Below are 20,250 nucleotides of genomic sequence, written 5' to 3'. Positions count from 1 at the left end.
GAACCCTAGCGTGGAACCATGATCTCGACCACCACGCCATCCGGCGACACCGGAGCCCCCGCGGCGCCGACCGTCCCCCCGGCGCCCGCGCCGGTCACCGGCGCGGTGCGCACGACCCCCGCGCCGCGCTCGATCGCCTCACCCCTGGCGATCCTCGGCGCCATCGCCCACCTCGCGTTCATCGGCTTCTGGGGCGCCGCCGTCTTCACCGTGCTCGGCATCCTCTTCGCCGTGGGCTTCGGGTTGCTCGTCTTCGTCGTGGGTGCGATCCTGCTGCTCGGCTTCGTCTACGGCCTCTACGCCGCGGCGTTCCTCGAGACCGCCAGGGTCGAGGGCCTGTACGGCTTCGGGCTGCCGATGCTCAAGGCGCGCCGCTCGCCCAAGCGCGGCTTCGGCGGGTTCCTGCACACCATCTGGCTGCAGTTCATCGACGGCGGCATGTGGCGCGCGATCGCCCACCTCGTCGTCGCGTCGATCCTCGGCTGGATCGCGTGGGCCGCCTTCGGGCTCCTCGTCGCCGCGGCCACGGGCGCCTTCGCGCCGCTGTACGTGACCGACGGGGCCGTGGAGATCGAGCGCTGGAGCATCGACGTCGCGTGGACGCCCCTCGCCGGCATCCTGCTCTCCCTGCTGGCGCTCGCGGTGCTCGTGGGCCTGGCCCTGCTGCACGGCGTGCTCTCGCGCGTGCTGATCGCCCCCATCCGCGAGGCCCAGCTCACGGCCCAGGCGCGCGACGCCGCCACACAGCGGCAGGGCGCGATCCGCGCCGGCGAGCTCGAGCGCACCCGCATCGAGCGCGATCTGCACGACGGCGTTCAGCCGCGGCTCGTCTCGGTGGGCATGACGCTCGGCATGGCGCAGAACAAGATCGACACCGATCCGGAGGCCGCCAAGCAGCTCATCTCCGAGGCACACACCTCCACGAAGGCGGCCATCACCGAGCTGCGCCAGCTCGCCCGCGGCATCCACGCCTCGGTGCTCGACGACCGCGGCCTCGACGCGGCGCTGTCGGCCCTCGCCTCGCGCTCGCACATCCCGGTGCACCTCGACGTGCGCATGGACGTGCGGGCCGGGCGCGACGCCGAGGCGGCCGTGTACTTCGCGATCGCCGAGAGCCTCACGAACGCGGCCAAGCACTCCCGGGCCACCGAGGCGCGCGTCGTCGTGCGCTCTCGCCCCGAGCAGGGCGTGCTGTGGGCCCGCGTCGAGGACGACGGGATCGGCGGCGCCCGCGTCATCCCCGGCGGCGGCCTCGACGGCATCAGCAACCGGATCACCGCACTCGGCGGCACGGCGCGGCTCGACAGCCCGCAGGGCGGCCCCACGTCACTGGAGGTGAGCGTGCCATGCGCATCCTGATCGTCGAGGACTCCGTCCTGCTGCGCGAGGGGCTCGTGCGTCTGCTCGAGGACGCCGGCCACGAGGTGGTCGCCGCCCTCACCGACGCCCGCGATGTCGTGGAGGAGGTGGACCGCACCGAGCCGGAGCTGTGCATCCTGGACGTGCGGCTGCCGCCCACGTTCACGGACGAGGGCATCCGCGCCGCGCTCGAGCTGCGCCGGCGCGACCCGCAGCTGGCCGTGCTCGTCTTCTCGCAGTACGTCGAGGAGCGCTACGCCAGCGACCTGATCGCCCAGCCCGGCGGCGCCGTCGGCTACCTGCTGAAGGACCGCGTCACCGACGTGGCCGACTTCCTCGAGTCGCTCGACCGGATCGCCGAGGGGGCGACGGTGCTCGACCCCGAGGTCGTCGCACAGCTGCTCACGCGGCGGGCGCGCGACGAGAAGATGCAGCGGCTCACCGAGCGCGAGCGCCAGGTGCTCTCGCTCATCGCCGAGGGCCGCAACAACGCCGCCATCTCGCGCCTGCTGTTCATCAGCGCCGGCGCCGTCGAGAAGCACATCACCTCGATCTTCCAGAAGCTCGACCTCGACCAGGACGAGCAGGGCAACCGCCGCGTGCTGGCGGTGCTCGCCCATATCGAAGCGAACGGAGCGACGGGGCCCGTGGGGCCCGCGCCCGAGCGCGGACGGACAGGAACGGAACGATGACCACGCAGCTGACCCCTCCCCCCGTGACGCCGGAGAACCCGGCGCCGCAGAGCGAATCCACCCGCACCGGCACGCGCGCGCTCGCGATCACGGTCGCGGCGCTCGGCGCGCTCGGCCTCGTCCTCTCGGCCGTGTTCACGTCCATCTCCACGGTGCGGCAGGCCACCCGCCCCGATCCCGTGTCGCAGTCGATCGGCAGCGTCGCGGGGGTCACCGGGATCGACATCGACATGTCGCGCGGTGACCTGCGGGTCACCTTCGGCGAGGGCGACGAGGTCTCGCTCGAGTCGACGTCGACATCCGGATCGGACTGGCGCCTCGAGCGCGACGGCGACCGGATCGTCGTGGCCGATTCCGCACCCTTCGACTGGAACATCGGCTGGAGCTGGGACTGGTTCGGCGACGAGAACGCCGCCACGCTGACCCTGCCCGCCAGCCTCGAGGGCGTCGACCTCGACGTGGAGCTCGGCGCCGGTCAGGTGCTCGCCGACGGCGTGTTCGGCGAGGTCGGCCTCGACATCAGCGCCGGCCTGGCCGAGATCGAGGGCACGGCCGAGGCGCTCGACGTCACCATCGGCGCCGGTCAGGCCATCGTCGAGCTGGCGGACGTGCGCGACGTGACGTTCGACCTCGCGGCCGGTCACGCCCGCGCCACGCTCACGGGCGAGGCGCCCGATCGCGTCGGCATCGAGGTGAGCGCCGGAGCCCTGGACCTCACGCTGCCCGACGCGCCCTACGCCGTCTCGACGGACGAGGAGGCCGGGCAGGTGGAGACGAACAACCTCGAGCGGTCGTTCGACGCCCCGCGCACGGTGGAGGTGCAGGTCTCGGCCGGCCACGTCGACCTCCGCGCGGGCTGACCCGCTCCGTTCAGCAGCCGATTGGTGAAACTCACCGGTTGCTGAACGCAGTGAGCGTCAGCGAACGAAGATGAAGCGACCACAGCAACTCGACGACCGGTTGCGGTGGTCGCTTCATCTCCGCGGCCTCCGGCCGCTCCGTTCAGCAACCGGTGCGGTGCGACCCCGCGGTTGCTGAACGTAGTGAGCGGAGCGAACGAAGATGAAGCGACCACAGCAACTTCCGTTCGTCGACCGGAGGCGCGAAGCGCCGGAGCGGAGACGGGCCGAGCGAGCGAAGCGAGCCGAGGCCGTGGGTGCAGGCCTTGCTTTCGACTCCGCGCTTCGCGCTCCGCTCAAGCCGTCTCCGCTCGCTTCGCTCGGTCGACGACCGGTTGCGGTCTCGCTTCATCTCCGCGGCTGTCGCGCAGATCGCAAGAGCACGGCCAGCACCCGCCAGCCGACGAGGAACAGCAGCAGCGTCACGGCCGTGACGATCACGAAGGGCAGCGCGGTGCCGCCGCCGGTGAGCGCGCGCAGGATCATCCCGCCCGCGACCGTCACGGCCCACACCGGGAGCCCGCCGCGCAGGGGCTTCGCCGGCGCCCGCCACGCGAGCGTGGCGATCCAGCCGATCGCGAGCGCGGCGAGGAACGGCCACACCGCCGCGGCGAACGTCGGCAGCGTCAGGTCGCCGTGGTGCTGCTCCACGCCGATCCAGGCGAAGATGACGACGAGGATCACGTCGACGAGGAACGCGGCGGGCCACGGGAAGCGCATGTCTCGAGCGTACGGGCCCGGCGCCGCGCCGGCGCGGTAGCGTCGTCACCATGGCGTACGACGACGTGGTGAAGGTGCTGGGCGAGACGCAGATCGTGGCGATCGTGACCACCCGCCAGGCGGGGGAGCCCGCCGCGACGGCGATCTGGTCGATGGTCGTGGACGGGGTGCCCTACGTGCGCTCCGCGTACGGCGAGCGGTCGTGGTGGTACAAGCACGTGGTGGCCGGTCGGCCCGTCGCCTTCGTCCTGGGCGACGGATCGGTCGCCGAGACCGACCGCGACGCCGCGCTCGCGCTGCCGCGCGAGGCGGTCACGCTCACGCGCGTGCCGGCGGACGATCCGGTGCAGGCGGCGATCACGGCCGAGGTGGAGCGCAAGTACGCCGCGTCGCCGCGCTCGTCGATCGACGCGACGATCGCCCCCGAGGCCGTCGCGTGCACGTTCCGGGTCGATCCGGCCTGAACGACGGCTCCTAGACTGGGAGCGTGACGGCAGCGCGCATCCACCTCGTGCGCCACGGCGAGGTGCACAACCCGCGGCGCGTGCTCTACGAGCGCATCGCGGGGTACCGGCTCAGCGAGGCCGGGCGCCTCATGGCGCGCGTGGCCGCCGAGCACGTGCAGTCGCTCGGGCGCCCCGTGTCGGCGCTCGTGTGCTCGCCGCTGGAGCGCACGCGCGAATCGGCCGAGCCGTTCGCCGAGATCTTCGGCCTCGTGGCGCAGCCGGACGAGCGGGTCGTCGAGCCGTGGAACGCGTTCGCCGGCAAGGTGATGCGCCGCGCCGTGCTGCGGCCCTGGAACTGGCACCACCTCATGCGCCCGTCGGTGCCGAGCTGGGGCGAGCCCTATGCCCTGATCGCCGCGCGGATGCGCGAGGCGATGGACGAGCTGTGGCACGAGCACGACGACGACGTCGTCGTGGTCTCGCACCAGGCGCCCATCTGGATCGCGCACCTGTCGGTGGCGGGGCTGCCGCTGCGGCACGATCCCCGCACCCGCCGTTGCGCGCTGTCGAGCGTGACGTCGTTCGAGCGCGTGGGCGATGTGTGGCGCGAGGTCGACTACGCCGAGCCGGCCACCCACGAGCGCTCGATCGACGTCGGCGCCGTGTAGACCCGACGACGACTGCGCGCTATCGGGCTTCACACAGGTCGCGCGGAGGGCGAAACGTAGGATGGTCGCGTGACTCGCCCCCGCCGGATCGCCGCTGCCGGAGCCGCCCTGCTGGCGCTCGCGACGCTCGCGGCGTGCGCGCCCGATCCGGTCACCGAGGACTACCTGAACGGCGAGAACAAGGGCTTCATCTCGAGCGACTTCCGCGTCGATCCGATCGCGCCGGAGGAGCGCGGCGAGCCCGTCGAGTGGGCGGGCGTCACGGAGGACGGCGAGGAGCTCTCGAGCGACGACGTGGCCGGCGATGTCGTCGTCGTCAACTTCTGGTACGCCGCGTGCGGCCCCTGCATCGTCGAGGCCCCCGATCTCGAGGCGGTGTGGCAGGAGTACCGCGACGAGGGCGTGTCGTTCGTGGGCGTCAACACGTACGACCAGGCCGACACCGCGCGCTCCTTCGCGCGCGACAACGGCGTGACCTACCCCAGCATCATCGACGTCAACACGGGCGACGTGAAGCTCGCCTTCGCGGCGGCCACGACCATCCAGGCCACGCCGACCACGCTCGTGCTCGACCGCGAGGGCCGCGTCGCGGCGCGCATCATCGGCCAGCTGGAGAGCCCGTCGATCCTGTCGACCCTCGTCGGCGAGACGCTGGCGGAATCGTGACCGCGCGGTCCGGATCGGGCCGCGCGTGAACGCCGGCTCCCTCGTCTTCGACGGCGCCCTGTGGGCGGCGCTGCCGATCGCCCTGCTCGCCGGCCTCATCTCGTTCCTCTCGCCGTGCGTGCTGCCCCTCGTGCCCGGCTACCTCGGCTTCGTCGCCGGCGCCGTCTCGCCGCAGACGCCGGCCGAGCGCGCCCCGCGCGGCCGGATGGTCGGCGGCGTGCTGCTGTTCATCGCCGGCTTCACCCTCGTGTTCGTCACGGTCATCGTGCTCGGCGGCCTCGCGGGCGGCGCCATGCAGCGCTTCAGCCTGGAGTGGGGCGACCTCGTCACGCGCATCCTCGGCGTCGTGGTCATCGCGATGGGGCTCGTGTTCATCGGGATGTTCGGCGTCGCGCAGCGGATCGTCCGCCCGCAGGTGCGCAGCGGCCTCGGCCTCGTCGGGGCGCCGCTGCTGGGCATCGCGCTCGGCCTCGGCTGGGCGCCGTGCATCGGCCCGACGCTGTCGGCCATCATGTCGATCGCCTGGACCACGGGCGACGCCGGTCGCGCGGCGCTGCTCGGCGTGACGTACTCGCTGGGTCTCGGCATCCCGTTCCTGCTCGTCGCCCTCGGCTTCGGCTGGGCGACGCGCTCGCTCGCCTTCCTGCGCCGCCACATCCGCGTCGTCAACGTCGTCGGCGGCGTGCTGCTGGTGATCCTCGGCCTGCTGATGGTCACGGGCGTGTGGACCATGATCATGTCTCGACTGCAGGGGGTGCTGACGAGTGTCCCGCTCCCGCTCTGAGGTGCAGGCCGATCCGCTCCGTCCGTCCGACCACGTGGACGGCGACGAGCCGGTGAACCAGCCGGCGCTCGGCCCGGTCGGCTGGCTGCGCTGGGCCTGGCGGCAGCTCACGAGCATGCGCACTGCGCTCGTGCTGCTGCTGCTGCTGGCGATCGCCGCCGTGCCGGGATCGATCTTCCCGCAGCGCATGGCCGACCCCAACGGCGTCGTGCAGTGGGAGGCCGAGAACCCCGATCTGTTCCCGGTGCTCGACGCGATCCAGATGTTCGACGTGTACCAGTCGCCCTGGTTCTCGGCCATCTACCTGCTGCTGTTCGTCTCGCTGATCGGCTGCATCCTGCCGCGCACCAAGCACCACGCCAAAGCGCTGCGCTCGCGCCCGCCGCGCACCCCGGCGCGCCTGGGCCGGCTCGCGGATCACCGCGCCGAGACGCTCGAGGGTGCCGACGCCGCCGCGGCGGTCGCCCTCGCCGAGCGACAGCTGAGGGCGGCCGGCTACCGCGTGGAGCGCTACGACGACGAGCGCCGCGGCACGCGATCCGTCTCCGCCGAGCGCGGCTACCTGCGCGAGACGGGCAATCTGCTGTTCCACGCCGCGCTCGTGGGCGTGCTCGTGACCGTGGGCGTGGGCGGCGGCTTCGCCTACACGGGCCAGCGCGTGGTGGTGGAGGGGACGACGTTCGTCAACTCGCTGCTGGACTACTCGTCCATGAACCGCGGCCGCTGGGTCTCGGACGACGCGCTCACCCCGTACGCCATGACGCTCGAGTCGTTCGACGTGACCTACCAGCCGCCCGGCACGAACGGCGCCGGCCAGGCGGGCGACTTCTCCGCGAACGTCTCGGTGCGCTACCCCGGCGGGGGCGAGGCGACCGAGGGATCCGTGCGCGTGAACGACCCGCTCGAGGTGGGCGGCGACAGCATCTACCTGCTGGGCAACGGCTACGCCCCGACGATCCGGATCACGAACGCCGAGGGCGAGGTCGTCTTCCACGACTCGGTCGCGTTCCTGCCGCAGGACAACAACCTCACCTCGCAGGGCGTGGTGAAGGTGGCCGACGGGATGCCCGAGCAGCTCGGCATGGTCGGCTTCTTCTATCCGACCGTCGGCGAGCTGACGACCGGCGCGCTCACCTCGATCTACGGCGATCTGCTCAACCCCGTGCTCACGCTCGACGTGTACGCGGGCGACCTGGGCATCGACGACGGCACGCCCCGCAACGTGTACACGCTCGACCCGACCGGCATGGATCGGCTGACGGGCGGCGACACGGGCGTGGAGTCGATCGAGCTCGCGCCGGGGGAGTCGCAGGAGCTGCCGAACGGCTGGGGCACGATCGAGTTCGTCGACGAGACGCCCGAGGGCTTCGACCCGGCGCTGGGCATGACGGAGTCGGTCAAGCGCTTCGCATCGCTGCAGATCCACTACGACGCCTCGGCGGTGTGGGTGCTCGTCTTCGCGGTGCTCGCGCTGCTGGGCCTGCTGACGGCGCTGTTCGTGCCGCGCCGGCGCGTGTGGGTGAAGGCGACGGCGGACGGCGACGCCGTGCGCATCGAGTACGCGGGTCTCGCACGCGGCGAGGATCCCGGCCTCGGCGCCGCCGTCGACCAGCTCGCCGAGAAGCACCTCGCCGCACTGCGCGACTGACGCGCGTTGCGCTGGTCGCTTCATCTCCGGCGCTGGCGCGCCTTCGTTCAGCAACCGATGAGTTCAGCCACAGCAAGCCACTCGCGATCAGACGGCAAGCCCGCTCCCAGATGCCCGAACGTAGGATGAGCGCATGCCCGACATCGCCCAGCTCGACACCTACTCCGTCATCCTGATCTGGACCGCGATCGCGATCTACGCCCTCGCCTTCATCGCCTACGCGGTGGACCTCGCGAAGCGCTCGCAGCAGTCGATCGAGGTGAAGGACGCCGAGCGCCGCCTCGTGACGGTCGGGGCCGCGACGTCCTCCGGTGGATCGACGGCCGCGCTCGCCGAGGACGAGCCGTCGGACGCCCCCGCAGGCGGCGCCAAGCGGGCCGTGTTCGGGCGCATCGGCACCGTGCTCACCGTGCTGGGCTTCGTCTTCCACCTGGGCGGCACCGTGCTGCGCGGCGTGGCCGCCGGGCGCGTGCCGTGGTCGAACATGTGGGAGTTCGCCATGACGGGCACGCTCCTCATCACGGCCGTGTACCTGGGCGTGCTGATCTTCCGCGACCTGCGCTTCCTCGGCACGTTCATGACGGGGCTCGTCACGGTGCTGCTGGGCGCCTCCTCGACGTTCTATGTCGAGATCGTGCCGCTGATGGATCCGCTCAAGTCGATCTGGCTCGTCATCCACGTCTTCGTCGCCTCGCTCGCGACCGCGTTCCTCGCGCTCGCCTTCGCGCTCAGCGTGCTGCAGCTGCTGCAGGCGCGCCGCGAGCGCAAGGCGCTCGAGTCGCCCGGGGCGGCGGGCCGGCGCTCGATGCTCCGCACGATCCCCTCCGCCGAGGCGCTCGAGGGGCTGGCGTACCGCTTCGCGATCGTCGGCTTCATCTTCTGGACCTTCACGCTCATCGCGGGCGCCATCTGGGCGCAGGACGCCTGGGGCCGCTACTGGGGCTTCGACGTGAAGGAGGTCTGGACCTTCATCATCTGGGTGCTCTACGCCGGCTACATCCACGCCCGCGCGACGCGCGGCTGGCGCGGCAGCCGCTCGGCGTGGCTGGCGATCGTCGGCTTCGCCGCCGTGCTGTTCAACTTCACGATCGTCAACACCTTCTTCGACGGGCTGCACGCCTACAGCGGCCTCAGCTGAGGCGCGGCCCGCTCGGCGTCCGCACGGGCGCCATGCCTAGGCTGGGCGGATGCCGGCATCCGCACGCAGACTGCATGCGCTCGACGGCGTGCGCGGCGTGGCCGCCCTCGTCGTCGTGCTGTACCACGCGAGCCTCATCGCCAAGCCCTTCGCGAATGAGGGCACGGCGCGTCTGGTCTGGGAGACGGCGACCGAGACGCCCCTGAAGCTGGGGTTCGCGGGCACCGAGGCGGTGCAGGTGTTCTTCGTGCTCTCGGGGCTCGTCATCACGCTGCCCGCGCTGCGCGACGGGTTCTCGTGGCCGGGCTATGCCGTCTCGCGGCTGCTGCGGCTGTACCTGCCGGTGTGGGCCGCGATCCTGCTCTCGGTGCTGCTGGTCGTCGTGTTCCCGCGCGACGAGGCCGCCGTCACGCCCGATGCGTGGATCATCAACGCGAACATCTCCTTCCCCGACTGGGAGCTCGCGCTGCGCGAGGCGACGCTCACCCCCGCCTCGTACGACACCGTCAACGCGCTGTGGTCGCTGCGCTGGGAGCTGCTGTTCAGCATCCTTCTGCCCGTCTACGTCGCGCTCGCGGTGCTGCTGCGGCGCTGGGCCTGGCCCGCGGCGGCGGTCTGCGTCGCGGCGATGGTCGCGGGGCGCGTGCTCGACGAGCGGCCCTTCGACCTCGACGCGCTCGTGTACCTGCCGACGTTCTTCGTCGGGTGCCTCATCGCCGTCCGGCTGCCCGACCTCACGCGGTGGGCCCGGGAGCGCCGCCGCCCGCTGCTGTGGCTGGCCGCCACCGTCGGATCGGCACTGCTGCTCATCGCGTCGTGGTGGACGCGGCCGTTCGTGCCCGCCTCGAGCGCGCTCGGCGACGCGCTCTGGGGGCTCGCGGGGGCGGGCGCGGCGGGGCTGATCCTCGTGGCGATCGGCTCGCCGCTGGCGGCGCGCCTGCTCGAGACGCGGCCGGCGCGGTGGCTCGGCCAGGTGTCGTTCAGCCTTTACCTCGTGCACGCGCCGATCCTCGCGACGCTCGCCTTCGCGTGGGGCGACGAGCGCTGGGGTCTCGTCGCCCTCGTCGGCGTGCCGCTCAGCCTCGTCGTGGCCTGGGCGTTCTTCCGCGTCGTGGAGCGGCCCGCGCATCGCGTGGCGCGGGCGGCCGGGGCGCGCGTGGCGGCGCTGTTCACCCCGACTTCCGGTGGCGGGCGCGGCGCATCGCCCGAGCCCACGCGCGCGTGATCTCCTCGTCCGAGTAGCGCCGCGCGGTCGCCATCGCCGCGCGCCGCATGCGGGCCCTGTCGCGCTCGGGCAGCCCGACGAGGCGCACGATCGCCGCCGCGAGGGCCTCCTCGTCGCCCGCGGGCACGAGGAAGCCGTTCTCGCCGTCGCGGATGATGTCGGCGGGCCCGTACGGCACGTCGTAGGCGATCGGCAGGCACCCCGCGGTCATGGCCTCCACGAGCACGAGCGGGAACCCCTCGGACGTCGAGGTGGAGAGCAGGAACGACGCCTCCTCCAGCATGGCCGCCGCGCCGGGCGCGTAGCCGCGCAGCCGCACGCGATCGTCGGCGAGCGCCTCGAGCCTGGCGTGCTCCTCGCCCTCGCCCCACACGTCGAGCGTGACGTCCGCCCCCTGCCGCGCCGCGGCCTGGACGGCGCGGATCGCGTGGCCGACGCGCTTGCGACGGGTCAGGCTCGCGAGCACGACGCCCCGCCCCGGCGAGCGGCCTCGCGGCGGGGGAGCGGGCGGCAGATCCCGGCTGTTCGGGATCACCTCGAGCCCGGCGTGCGGCCCCAGCAGCGCCACGACGTCGTCGCGCTGGCGCGGCGTGAGCAGCACGACGGCGTCGAAGCCGTCCAGGTCCTCGAACACCCGCCGGCGCGATTCGCGCAGCCGCCCGAACGGCCGCTCCGTGCCCACCAGGTGCGACGCGTGCACGACGTGCATCGTGACCACGTGTCGCCGGCGGTACTCGATCGCCCAGCGGGCGGTCGTCTTGCTGTCGACGATGACGAACGATGGCCGGCGTGCCGTGACGGCGTCGAGCCAGGCGCGGTACAGGTCGGCGATCCGCCCCCACGAGCGCACCGGGGCGCCGCCCTCGTCGCACAGCACGACCGACTTGCCGCCCAGACGCCCGCGCGCCGCGGTGTCGCGCCGCTCGGACAGCAGCAGGCTGCCGTCGAGCCGGTAGTGGTCGGTCTGCAGGATCTCGCCGTCGGCGGCCCGGCGCACCCGGCTCAGCACGCGGCCGTCGCGCTCGCGCTCCTCGATGCGCTCCGCCGGATCCGGGCCGAGCTCCGCGAGCGGCGTGAACGCGTGCCGGCCGAGGCGCAGCGATCCGCCGGGCAGCGGGTGCGTGCGCAGCCAGTCCCACAGGTTCGCGAGCGAGACGCCCTCGGGGAGCCGGCCGTCGGCGCGCAGCCGCTCGGCGCGCGCCGGGTAGTCGGGGTCGGGATCGAGCGTGAGCACCGTGACGGGCGCGCCCGCGAGGCGGGCGAACGCCGCGCTGCGATGCAGCATCGCCGACGTCATCCCGCCCCACTCGTCTCCGACGGCCCAGGTCAGGGCGAACTGCCTTCCCGACGGCAGGCGGATGCGGCGGTGGAACATGTCCGGGAGCGTACGCCGACTCGCTGCCGATCGAGGGGCGTGTCGTCCGCCGAACGCGCAAATCCCCAGGCTCTCCCCAGTTTCCGCGCGCGGCCCGGAGCGCCGCCGGGCCGCGCAACTACACTGACCGAGGAGCTGACCGGGCCGCACCACACGGAACGGCGCCGCTCGATCGGCTCTGCTCGCCCGACCGGATGACGGAAGGAAGACCGTTGAGCACGCAGCCCGGCACGCCGGAGGATCCCGGCGCCGTCCCCACGCACATCGACCCGCTGAGCGGGGAGGAGCTCCCGCAGAACCCCGCGATCGAGCGCGTGCCCGAGCGCCACTACATCGCCGAGGAGGACTCCGACGAGGAGATCACCCGCAAGCTGCGGCGGCAGGGCGTGCGCATCGGCAAGGGACTCGTCGCGCCGCGCGTGTTCTGGCCCGCGCTGATCGTGATCGTCGCGGTGGCAGTCCTCGCCATCGTGTTCCCCGTGCGCACGCGCGAGGTCTTCGACGCCGCCCAGGGGTGGATCGTCGCCGATCTCGGCTGGTACTACATGCTCGTCGTCGGCGGCTTCGTCGTCTTCGTGATCACGATCGCGCTCACGAAGCTCGGATCCATCACGCTCGGCCGCGAGGGCGACGAGCCCGAGTTCGGCCTGATGAGCTGGTTCACGATGCTCTTCAGTGCCGGCATGGGCATCGGCCTCATCTTCTACGGCGTGGGCGAGCCGCTCACGTACGCCACCGTGCAGCCCAAGCCGGGCTGGTCGGGAGACGAGTCCGAGCTCGCCGGCATGGCGATGGCGCAGACGTTCGTCCACTGGGGCCTGCACCCGTGGGCGGTGTACGCCGTGATCGGCCTCGCGCTCGCCTTCGCCATCCACCGCCGCGGCCGGCCCGTCTCGATCCGCTGGGCCCTCGAGCCGCTGTTCGGCGATCGCGTGAAGGGCTGGCTCGGCGACGTCATCGACATCGTGGCGATCTTCGGCACGGTGTTCGGCGTCGCCACGTCGCTCGGCCTGGGCGTGCAGCAGATCGCCGCGGGCATGCAGGCGATCGGCATCGTCTCGGCCGCCGACACGACCCTGCTCGTCGTGCTCATCGTCGCGATCACGCTGCTCGCCATGATCTCGGTCATCTCGGGCCTGGGCGCCGGCATCAAGTGGCTCTCGAACCTCAACATCAGCCTCGCCGGCGTGCTGCTCGTGTCGATGCTCGTGCTGGGGCCGACCCTGTTCCTTGCGCGCAACCTCGTGCAGTCCCTCGGCGTATACCTCGCCAACGTGCTCGAGATGACGGTCGACGTCGGCGCGTACCAGGGCGCCGAGGCGCAGGAGTGGCTCTCGAGCTGGACGATCTTCTACTGGGGCTGGTGGATCGCGTGGGCGCCGTTCGTCGGCGTCTTCATCGCGCGCATCTCGCGCGGCCGCAGCGTGCGCCAGTTCATCGCGGGTGTGCTGCTCGTGCCGACGATCGTGGGCATGATCTGGTTCTCCGTGCTGGGCGGAAACGGCCTGTACCGCCAGTTCTTCGGCGAGGGCGACCTCGTCGTCGACGGCGAGGTCTCGGCGGAGGGCTCGCTCTTCCAGGTGCTCGGCGGCCTGCCGCTGGGGTCGGTCCTGTCGGTCCTGACGATCGTGATCGTCGCGCTGTTCTTCATCACGTCGTCCGACTCCGGCTCGCTCGTCGTCGACATGCTCGCCTCGGGCGGGCACCCGAACCCGCCGGTCTGGTCGCGCGTGCTGTGGGCGGTGCTCGAGGGCGCCCTCGCGATCGCGCTGCTGCTGGCCGGCGGGCTGCAGACGCTGCAGACCGGATCGCTCATCACGGCGCTGCCGTTCAGCGTGATCCTCATCCTCATGGCCATCTCGATCGTCAAGGCGCTGACCTACGAGTACAAGACGATGCAGTACGCCGAGAGCACGGCGCGCCTCGAGCGCGTGACCGAGCACATCACCGGAGAGATCGCCGGCAGCATCGGGTCGTCGCCCGTGCTCGACGAGTACGTGGACGACCGCATCGACTACCGGCTCAAGCGCACGACGGGCCTGCGCCGGCCGTCTCCGCCTCGAGGCTGACGGCATGAAGAAGGGGCCGCTCCGCTGCGCGTGGAGCGGCCCCTTCGGGTCGCGGATGGCCGGATCAGCCCTCGGCGGCGGCCTGCTTCTCGGCCACCTGGCGGCGGACGTCGTCCATGTCGAGCCCGCGCACGGCGGTGATGAGCTGGTTCAGGCTCTGCTCGGGAAGCGCGCCCGGCTGCGCGAACACGCCGATGCCGTCGCGGAAGGCCATGAGGGTCGGGATCGACGTGATCTGGAAGGCCGCCGCGAGCTCCTTCTGATCCTCGGTGTCGACCTTGCCGAACGTGATGTCGGCGTTCTCCTCCGATGCCTTCTCGAACACCGGCGCGAACTGCGTGCACGGGCCGCACCAGTCGGCCCAGAAGTCGAGCAGGACGATGCCATCCTGCGCGATCGTGTCGTTCAGGTTGTCCTTCGTGATCTCGGTGGTAGCCATCCACCGAGCCTAGGAGCCTCACGAGCGCCGTGGGCCGTCACGCCGGAATGCTCAGGGGATTGTGCAGTGCGGCGCTCTGCGTGGTCGAGCGGGTGGTCTCGGCTCCGGCCGCTGCGCGGCCTTCGCTCGACCTGTCTCCGCTGCGCGCCCTTCGGGCGCTCCGGTCGACGAGCGGGCGTGTGGTCGTCGAGCGGAGTGAGCGGAGCGAACGCAGCCGAGACGGGCCGAGCGGAGCGCGCAGCGCGGAGCCGAGGCCGAGCGCAGTGCGGGCCGAGGCCGGGCGGGAGAGCCCGGGCCTCGGCCCGCGTGCGGATCAGGCGAAGGCGGGTTCGAGGAGCGCCTTCGTCGAGACCGAGCGGCGGCGCGCTACCGCGAGGGTCGAGACGGCGAACGACAGCACCGCCCAGATGAGCAGGCCGGCGATCGCCGCGCCGCCCGCGCCGGTGTCGGCCATGACGGCGAGGAAGGCGTCGAACGCCGGCGTGGTGGGCAGGAACGCCTTCACCCCGAGCAGCTCGGACGGGATCGTCGAGACGATGCTCACGGCGATGGCCACGGCCCCGACGATCGCGGCGATCCAGCGGCCGGCACCGCCGAACACCGCCACGAGGGCCTGGTGCACGGCCGCGAACGCCACGCCGGCGAGCACCGACACCCCCAGCAGCCCCCAGAAGGTGCCGATCTCGTAGCCGCCGGCCAGCTGCAGGATGCCGGCGACGAGCGCCCCCTGCAGGGCGCCGATGACGGCGGCGGGCAGCAGCGCGCCGCCCGCGAGCAGCACCGACGCGCGGCGCGAGGTGAGGGCGCGCGCGCTGACGGCGCGCAGGGCGAGGAACGTGGCCAGCCCGCCGAACCACAGCACGGCGGTGGCCAGCAGCGGGATCGCGGACGCGCCGAAGAGCGAGTCCCCCGTGCCCGAGGTGCCCACCGGGTTCGCGACGACCGAGGCCAGGTCCTGCGCCTCGCGGTCGTCGTACGACGGCACGGCGTCGACGGCCTGCTCGAGGCCGCCCGCGAGCTCGCTCGCGCCGCCGGCCAGCTCGCCGATCCCGTCGCCGAGGTCGCCCGCGCCGGTGGCGAGCTGCGAGACGCCGTCGTGCAGCTGCGGCACACCGGCTGCCGCCTGCTCGGCGCCTGAGGTGAGCTGGTCGAGACCCGAGCCCAGCTCGCTCGCACCCGCCGCGAGCTGGTCGGCGCCGTCCGCGCTCTGCGCGGCGCCCGCGGCGAGGCCGGAGGCGCCGGTGGCGAGGGTCTGGGCGCCGGCCGCGAGCTGCGGGGTGCCGCCTGCGACCCGCGCGAGGCCGTCGGAGACCTGCTGTGCGCCGGGCGCGACCTGGTCAGCAGCGGCCGAAGCGAGCCCGGAGATCCCCGCGACAAGGCCAGGATCAGCCTCCGTTCCCGCCACCGCCTGGAGCTGCTGGCAGAACTTCTCGTTGGCGCCCGAAAGAGCGCAGGACTGCGCAAGGTTCCCAAGTGCGGAAGCCGCCGGCTGGAGATCCGTCAGCCCGGACTTCAGTCCGTTCACGCCCTGCGCAACGCCGGCCGCACCGGCCGCGAGTCCCGGGTTCGCCGCGGTGCCGTCGCCGTTGAGGCCGACGTTGACCGCACCGATCCCGTCCGCCAGCTGCTGCGCCCCGCCGGCGAGCTGCTGCGCACCGTCCGCGATGCCCGTGCCGGTGCCGTCGCCGCGCAGGCCCTGCGCGAGCGCGGCGGCGCCGCCGGCGAGCTGGTGCGCACCGTCGGCCGAGGCGCCGGCACCCGTGGCCAGCTGCGAGACGCCGTCGCCGAGCTGACCCACGCCGTCCGCGGCCTGCGTGGCGCCGTCGGCCAGCTGATCCGCCCCCGTGCGGGCCTCGCCGGCGCCGCCCGCGAGCTGGCGCGCGCCGTCGGCGGCGTCGCCCAGCTGGTCGCCCATCGTCGTGAAGCCGATGAGCAGGTTCGACAGCGTGGCCTCCGAGAGCATGTCGCCCATCGTCGACGCGGCCACGTCGGCCACCTGCGCCGTGATCGCCTCGTCCACGACGAGCGCATCGGGCGCGGTCGTGACCTCGATCGTCGCCTGCTCGGCGGCCTCCTGCGTGCCGGAGAGCGCCTGGCCCGACGACGTCGCGGCCGCCGAGAACTCCTCCGGGATCGTCACGACGGCCTGGTACGTGCCGTCGCGCAGGCCCTCGCTCGCGTCGTCCTCGTTCGACAGCACCCAGTCGAGGTTGCTGTCGAGGTCATCCGATCCGTCCACGAGGCCGGCGGCCAGCTGGCGGCCGAGGGGCGTGTACTGCCCGTCGATCGTGACAGGGTCGTCGAGGTTGACGATGGCGGCCGACATGTTCTCGAGCCGCTCGGTGGGGTTGTACAGCGCGGCGACGAGCACGCCGCCGATCACGGCGGGCAGCAGCAGCACGCCCAGCACGGTGAGCCAGGTGACGGGCTTGCGCGAGCGCGCGGGTTCCAGGACGGTCATGCGTTCACCTCGAGGGTCGAATCGTTCACGGCGACGCGGTGGACGGTGGCCCACCCGGCGTCGGAGAGCAGGGATCGCGCGACGGCCGCGTCGGCGCACGTCGCGACGACCGTGAGCGGGCGGTCGGGATCGGCCACGTAGGCCGCGTCGCGCAGCGCGGCGGCGACCTGGTCGCGCTCGGCGGCCGAGAGCCGCTCGACGCCGTCGAGCACGACGGCGGCGGGGCGGCCCTGCAGCGCGTGGCGCGCGGCGGCGACCGGGTCGTCGCCCGAGGCGAGCAGCCCGAGGCCCACGTGCGTGCGCACCCAGGCGGCGCGGGCGGGCAGCAGGTGCCCGGCCACGCGCAGCAGCCCGTCCGACGGCGCCACGCGGCCCGCGATCGCGAGGGCCACGGCGCGCGAGGCGCGCGGATCGGCGGAGCTCAGCACGATCGCCTCGCCGGGCTCGGCGCGCAGGTCCACGCCCGAGGCGAGCACGACCTCGCCGGCGGTGACCTCCAGCCCCTCGGCGGCCACGACCGCGGTCGAGCCGGGCTCGGGCCAGTCGGCCATGGCGCGCTCGCGCTCCACGGCCTCGCCCTCGATGTCGAAGTGCGGCAGGATCCGCTCCAGCCACGCCGGCATCCACCACGCGTGGCGGCCCAGCAGCGCCATGACGGCCGGCACGAGCGTCATGCGGATGAGGAAGGCGTCGACCGCGATGCCCACGGCCAGCGCGAGCGCGATCGGCTTGATGTTGCTGTCGCCCTCGGGCACGAACGCCGCGAACACGGCGAACATGATCACCGCCGCCGCCGTGACGACGCGGGCCGACGCCGTGTAGCCGGTGCGCACGGCCTCGAGTGCGGTCTCGTTCGCCGCCTCGCGCGCGTCGGGGCGCACCACGCGGCCCAGCAGCCCGCGGCGCTTCGCGGCGTGCACGTAGTCCTCGCGCATGCGCGAGACGAGGAAGACCTCGTAGTCCATGGCGAGGCCGAACAGCACGCCCATCACGACGATCGGCATGAACGCGATGACGGGTCCGGTCTTCGACACGTGCAGCAGGTCGGCGCCCCAGCCCCACTCGAACACCATCGTCACGACGCCGAACGCGGCGAGGATCGACAGCAGGTAGCCGAGCGCGGCCTTCAGCGGCACCCAGATCGAGCGGAACACGATCATGAGCAGGAGGAACGACAGGCCCACGACGAAGACGCCGAACGGCAACAGGGCGCCGGCGAGCTGATCTGAGATGTCGATCGACACGGCCGTGAAGCCCGTGACCTTCAGGTCGATGTCGTACTCGTCCAGCCACTCGTCGTGGTGCGCGCGCAGCTCGCGCACGAGGTCCGCCGTCGCCGGATCGGAGGGACCGGTCTCGGGGATGATCTGCACGATGCCCGTGTCGATCGTCTCGTTCGGCGTGGCGAGCGCGACCTCGGCGACGCCGTCGATCCGCTCCACCTCCTCGCCGAGGTCCTCCATGAGGGCCAGCGGATCGTCGGAGGTGACGATCGTGCCGGTGAGGATGAGCGGGCCGTTGAAGCCCTCGCCGAAGTGCTCGCCCGTGAGGTCGTAGGCCTGGCGCGCCTCGCTCTCCTCCGGCAGCACGCCCGCGTTGGGCAGCGCGAGCTGCAGCTGCGCGGCCGGGACGGCGATGATGCCCAGGCCGAGCACGACCGCGACGGTGGTGACGACCGGGTGGCGCGTGACGGCCTCGACCCAGCGGCGCGAGAATCCGACGCGCGGCCCGCCCTTGCGGGGGCGCGGAGGCCGTCCGCCGGCGCGCGCGCCGACGAAGCCGAGGAACGCGGGGGTGAGCGTGATGGCGATCGCCACCGCGATCGCGACCGCGACGGCCGCCGCGACGCCCATGGTCGTGAGGAACGGGATGCCCGCGAAGCCGAGCCCGATGAGCGCGATGAGCACCGTCACGCCGGCGAAGACGACGGCCGATCCCGCCGTGCCGGTCGCGCGCGCCGCGGACTCCTCGAGCGGCACACCCTCGCGCACCTGATCCTGATGCCGCGCCCCGATGAACAGCGAGTAGTCGATGCCCACCGCCAGGCCGAGCATGAGCGCGAGCATGGGCGTCGTGGCGCTGACGGTGGCGAAGCCGGTCGCGGCGACGATGCCGAGCATCGAGACGCCCACGCCCAGCAGCGCGACGCCCAGCGGCACGCCCGCCATCGCGATCGCGCGGAACGCGACGATGAGAACGATGAGGGCGACGATCACGCCGAAGGCCTCGGTGATCGTGACGGTGGGCAGCTCGGTGGCGTACAACTCGCCGCCGAGCGCGACCGTCGCGCCGTCGGGCAGCTCGTCGCGCAGGCCGTGGAACGCGTCCTCGATCGCCTCGCTGACCGACTCGTCGAGCGTCGTCGCCTGGCCGTCGAGCTGCACCTGGACGATCGCGGCCACGCCGTCGTCCGAGATCGTGCCGTCCACCGACTCGTCGTACGGCGAGGTCACGGCCGCGACGTCGTCGATCCCCTCGATCTGCGCCACGAGGTCCTCGATCGGCTCGCGGTACGCCTCGTCCTCGATCTCGTCGCCGTCGGCGGCGACGATGACGCCCTGCGCGGAGGTGCCGGCGACCTGCGGGAACGTGCGGCTCAGCTGCTCGAGGCCCTCCTGCGACTCGGTGCCGGGGATGGAGAAGGAGTTGTCGAAGCCCTTGTTCAGGCCCAGCGCGCCCGCGCCGACGACGAGCAGCAGCAGGATCCACGACACGAGCACGCGCCAGGGGTGGCGGAACGACCATCGGCCGAGCGAGTAGAGCAGAGTGGACACAGACGCCTCCGGTGAGCGGGGAGCGGGGATTCGATACAACGCTGTATCCGATACGTATGTGTATCGTAGTGCGCGCCCTCGGACGCGTGTCTGAACATCACCCGGGAAAGGACGACCGTGACCACCGAGCCACAGCAGCCGGCGGCCCGCAGCCGCGAGAACACCCGGGCGCGCCTGCTCGATGCGGCGGCGCAGGTGTTCGCCGAGGTCGGTCTCGGCGCCGCGTCGGTCGAGACGATCTGCGAGCGCGCGGGCTTCACGCGCGGCGCGTTCTACTCGAACTTCGACAGCAAGGACGAGCTCTTCCTCGAGCTGGCCGCGCACGTCGCCGGCCAGCAGATCGCGCAGGTGCGCCACCGCGTGGCCGAGCTGGCGACCGACCCCTCGTTCCTCGACGGCGACGACTTCGCGTCGCTCACGCGCGTGCTCGACTCGCTCGTGCAGGACCGGATCGGACTCATGCTGCACGCGGAGATCCGCATCCGCGGCATGCGCGACGAGGCGTTCGGCGCCGCGCTCGTGGAGCAGGAGGCCCGCCTGCTGGGCGAGATCGCGGCAATCATCGAGGACGTCGTGCGCGTGCGCCGGCTGAGGCTGCGGCTCGAGGCGCCGGCCGCGGCGCGCCTGCTCATGGCGATGTGGGACTCGGCGGCGACCCGCGCGGTGCTCGCGGGCCTGCCCGACCGCGAGCGCGAGCAGGAGTGCGTGGCCGAGGTCGCCCGCATCGCCCAGCTGATGCTGGGTTGAACTCTTCTTTTCGAGTCTGCGCCGCTCGGGCACCCGCTCCGCGGGTGCCGCTCGCGTGCTCGCGCTCTCGCGTCCCGCGAGAGCGAGGCGGCGCTTCGCCGCCGACGCCCGCACGCGCCTGGCGGAGGCGCAGCGCCTGC

At 72.7% G+C, this 20,250-nt stretch carries 17 protein-coding genes; 12 read left to right on the top strand and 5 right to left on the bottom strand.

The window, feature by feature from the left end; genetic code table 11:
* Positions 1-18: 18 nt before the first annotated feature.
* From ACWDR7_RS10590 to ACWDR7_RS10580, 3 genes are read left to right on the top strand one after another with little or no spacing between them, the layout of a single operon-like run.
* On the top strand, positions 19-1,359 hold the full coding sequence (locus tag ACWDR7_RS10590) for a sensor histidine kinase (RefSeq protein WP_449854860.1): 1,341 nt from the start codon (positions 19-21) through the stop codon (positions 1,357-1,359).
* On the top strand, positions 1,347-2,051 hold the full coding sequence (locus ACWDR7_RS10585) for a response regulator (protein WP_449854859.1): 705 nt from the start codon (positions 1,347-1,349) through the stop codon (positions 2,049-2,051). The genes ACWDR7_RS10590 and ACWDR7_RS10585 overlap by 13 nt, the downstream gene beginning before the upstream one ends.
* The gene (locus tag ACWDR7_RS10580; RefSeq protein WP_449854858.1) at positions 2,048-2,911 is read left to right on the top strand and encodes a hypothetical protein; all 864 of its coding nucleotides are present in this window, start codon (positions 2,048-2,050) and stop codon (positions 2,909-2,911) included. Before ACWDR7_RS10585 ends, ACWDR7_RS10580 begins: the two co-directional genes overlap by 4 nt.
* Positions 2,912-3,298: 387 nt before the next feature.
* Here ACWDR7_RS10580 and ACWDR7_RS10575 read toward each other — a convergent pair whose 3' ends face one another.
* On the bottom strand, positions 3,299-3,670 hold the full coding sequence (locus tag ACWDR7_RS10575; RefSeq protein WP_449854857.1) for a DUF3054 domain-containing protein: 372 nt from the start codon (positions 3,668-3,670) through the stop codon (positions 3,299-3,301).
* Positions 3,671-3,720: 50 nt separating this feature from the next.
* On the opposite strand from ACWDR7_RS10575, the gene ACWDR7_RS10570 reads away from it, so the two are divergent.
* The 7 genes from ACWDR7_RS10570 to ACWDR7_RS10540 all read left to right on the top strand — a co-directional run bounded on the left by ACWDR7_RS10570 (position 3,721) and on the right by ACWDR7_RS10540 (position 10,245).
* Entirely contained in the window at positions 3,721-4,134 is a 414-nt protein-coding gene (locus ACWDR7_RS10570; protein WP_449854856.1) for a DUF2255 family protein, read from the top strand.
* Between the two features lie 23 nt (positions 4,135-4,157).
* Positions 4,158-4,784 carry a histidine phosphatase family protein gene (locus ACWDR7_RS10565; RefSeq protein ID WP_449854855.1) on the top strand — a complete coding sequence of 209 codons (627 nt, stop codon included), beginning with the start codon at positions 4,158-4,160 and terminating at the stop codon, positions 4,782-4,784.
* 69 nt (positions 4,785-4,853) lie between these two features.
* Positions 4,854-5,450, top strand: a complete 597-nt coding sequence (locus tag ACWDR7_RS10560; protein ID WP_449854854.1) for a TlpA family protein disulfide reductase — start codon at positions 4,854-4,856, stop codon at positions 5,448-5,450.
* Positions 5,451-5,475: 25 nt separating this feature from the next.
* The gene (locus ACWDR7_RS10555) at positions 5,476-6,234 is read left to right on the top strand and encodes a cytochrome c biogenesis CcdA family protein (RefSeq protein WP_449854853.1); all 759 of its coding nucleotides are present in this window, start codon (positions 5,476-5,478) and stop codon (positions 6,232-6,234) included.
* Entirely contained in the window at positions 6,215-7,882 is a 1,668-nt protein-coding gene (gene resB / locus ACWDR7_RS10550) for a cytochrome c biogenesis protein ResB (protein WP_449854852.1), read from the top strand. The genes ACWDR7_RS10555 and resB overlap by 20 nt, the downstream gene beginning before the upstream one ends.
* 133 nt (positions 7,883-8,015) lie before the next feature.
* Positions 8,016-9,020: a c-type cytochrome biogenesis protein CcsB gene (gene ccsB, locus ACWDR7_RS10545; RefSeq protein ID WP_449854851.1), complete on the top strand. Its 1,005-nt coding sequence runs from the start codon at positions 8,016-8,018 to the stop codon at positions 9,018-9,020.
* A 49-nt stretch (positions 9,021-9,069) separates the two neighbouring features.
* Positions 9,070-10,245, top strand: a complete 1,176-nt coding sequence (locus ACWDR7_RS10540) for an acyltransferase family protein (RefSeq protein WP_449854850.1) — start codon at positions 9,070-9,072, stop codon at positions 10,243-10,245.
* Here ACWDR7_RS10540 and ACWDR7_RS10535 read toward each other — a convergent pair.
* Positions 10,190-11,620, bottom strand: coding sequence for a glycosyltransferase (locus ACWDR7_RS10535; protein WP_449854849.1), 1,431 nt, complete (start codon positions 11,618-11,620; stop codon positions 10,190-10,192). The two genes, ACWDR7_RS10540 and ACWDR7_RS10535, sit on opposite strands and share 56 nt — an antisense overlap.
* Before the next feature lie 212 nt (positions 11,621-11,832).
* Here ACWDR7_RS10535 and ACWDR7_RS10530 point away from each other — a divergent pair, with 212 nt between their 5' ends.
* Positions 11,833-13,689 (top strand): BCCT family transporter, encoded by a 1,857-nt coding sequence (locus tag ACWDR7_RS10530; RefSeq protein ID WP_449854848.1) that lies wholly within the window; start codon positions 11,833-11,835, stop codon positions 13,687-13,689.
* 64 nt (positions 13,690-13,753) lie between these two features.
* Here the strand turns inward: ACWDR7_RS10530 and trxA are convergent, their stop codons facing one another.
* From trxA to ACWDR7_RS10515, 3 genes are all read right to left on the bottom strand, one after another.
* Positions 13,754-14,128 (bottom strand): thioredoxin, encoded by a 375-nt coding sequence (trxA, locus tag ACWDR7_RS10525; RefSeq protein ID WP_449854847.1) that lies wholly within the window; start codon positions 14,126-14,128, stop codon positions 13,754-13,756.
* 313 nt (positions 14,129-14,441) lie between these two features.
* Positions 14,442-16,589 carry a YhgE/Pip domain-containing protein gene (locus tag ACWDR7_RS10520; protein ID WP_449854846.1) on the bottom strand — a complete coding sequence of 716 codons (2,148 nt, stop codon included), beginning with the start codon at positions 16,587-16,589 and terminating at the stop codon, positions 14,442-14,444.
* Positions 16,586-19,363 (bottom strand): MMPL family transporter, encoded by a 2,778-nt coding sequence (locus tag ACWDR7_RS10515; RefSeq protein WP_449854845.1) that lies wholly within the window; start codon positions 19,361-19,363, stop codon positions 16,586-16,588. The genes ACWDR7_RS10520 and ACWDR7_RS10515 overlap by 4 nt, the downstream gene beginning before the upstream one ends.
* 117 nt (positions 19,364-19,480) lie before the next feature.
* Here ACWDR7_RS10515 and ACWDR7_RS10510 point away from each other — a divergent pair, with 117 nt between their 5' ends.
* Positions 19,481-20,110, top strand: coding sequence for a TetR/AcrR family transcriptional regulator (locus ACWDR7_RS10510; protein WP_449854844.1), 630 nt, complete (start codon positions 19,481-19,483; stop codon positions 20,108-20,110).
* Positions 20,111-20,250 lie beyond the last annotated feature (140 nt).

Source organism: Microbacterium sp. NPDC003461 (genome assembly GCF_053588335.1).
Note: the sequence above shows the minus strand (reverse complement) of the source record. Positions and strands in the feature narration are given on the sequence as shown.

Bases quoted from the DNA above. Each gene is read 5' to 3' on its own strand.
- ACWDR7_RS10580 (WP_449854858.1), top strand. From the start codon at position 2,048: ATGACCACGCAGCTGACCCCTCCCCCCGTGACGCCGGAGAACCCGGCG.
- trxA (WP_449854847.1), bottom strand. From the start codon at position 14,128: ATGGCTACCACCGAGATCACGAAGGACAACCTGAACGACACGATCGCG.
- ACWDR7_RS10535 (WP_449854849.1), bottom strand. From the start codon at position 11,620: ATGTTCCACCGCCGCATCCGCCTGCCGTCGGGAAGGCAGTTCGCCCTG.
- ccsB (WP_449854851.1), top strand. From the start codon at position 8,016: ATGCCCGACATCGCCCAGCTCGACACCTACTCCGTCATCCTGATCTGG.
- ACWDR7_RS10520 (WP_449854846.1), bottom strand. From the start codon at position 16,589: ATGACCGTCCTGGAACCCGCGCGCTCGCGCAAGCCCGTCACCTGGCTC.
- ACWDR7_RS10585 (WP_449854859.1), top strand. From the start codon at position 1,347: ATGCGCATCCTGATCGTCGAGGACTCCGTCCTGCTGCGCGAGGGGCTC.
- ACWDR7_RS10570 (WP_449854856.1), top strand. From the start codon at position 3,721: ATGGCGTACGACGACGTGGTGAAGGTGCTGGGCGAGACGCAGATCGTG.
- ACWDR7_RS10540 (WP_449854850.1), top strand. From the start codon at position 9,070: ATGCCGGCATCCGCACGCAGACTGCATGCGCTCGACGGCGTGCGCGGC.
- ACWDR7_RS10575 (WP_449854857.1), bottom strand. From the start codon at position 3,670: ATGCGCTTCCCGTGGCCCGCCGCGTTCCTCGTCGACGTGATCCTCGTC.
- ACWDR7_RS10590 (WP_449854860.1), top strand. From the start codon at position 19: ATGATCTCGACCACCACGCCATCCGGCGACACCGGAGCCCCCGCGGCG.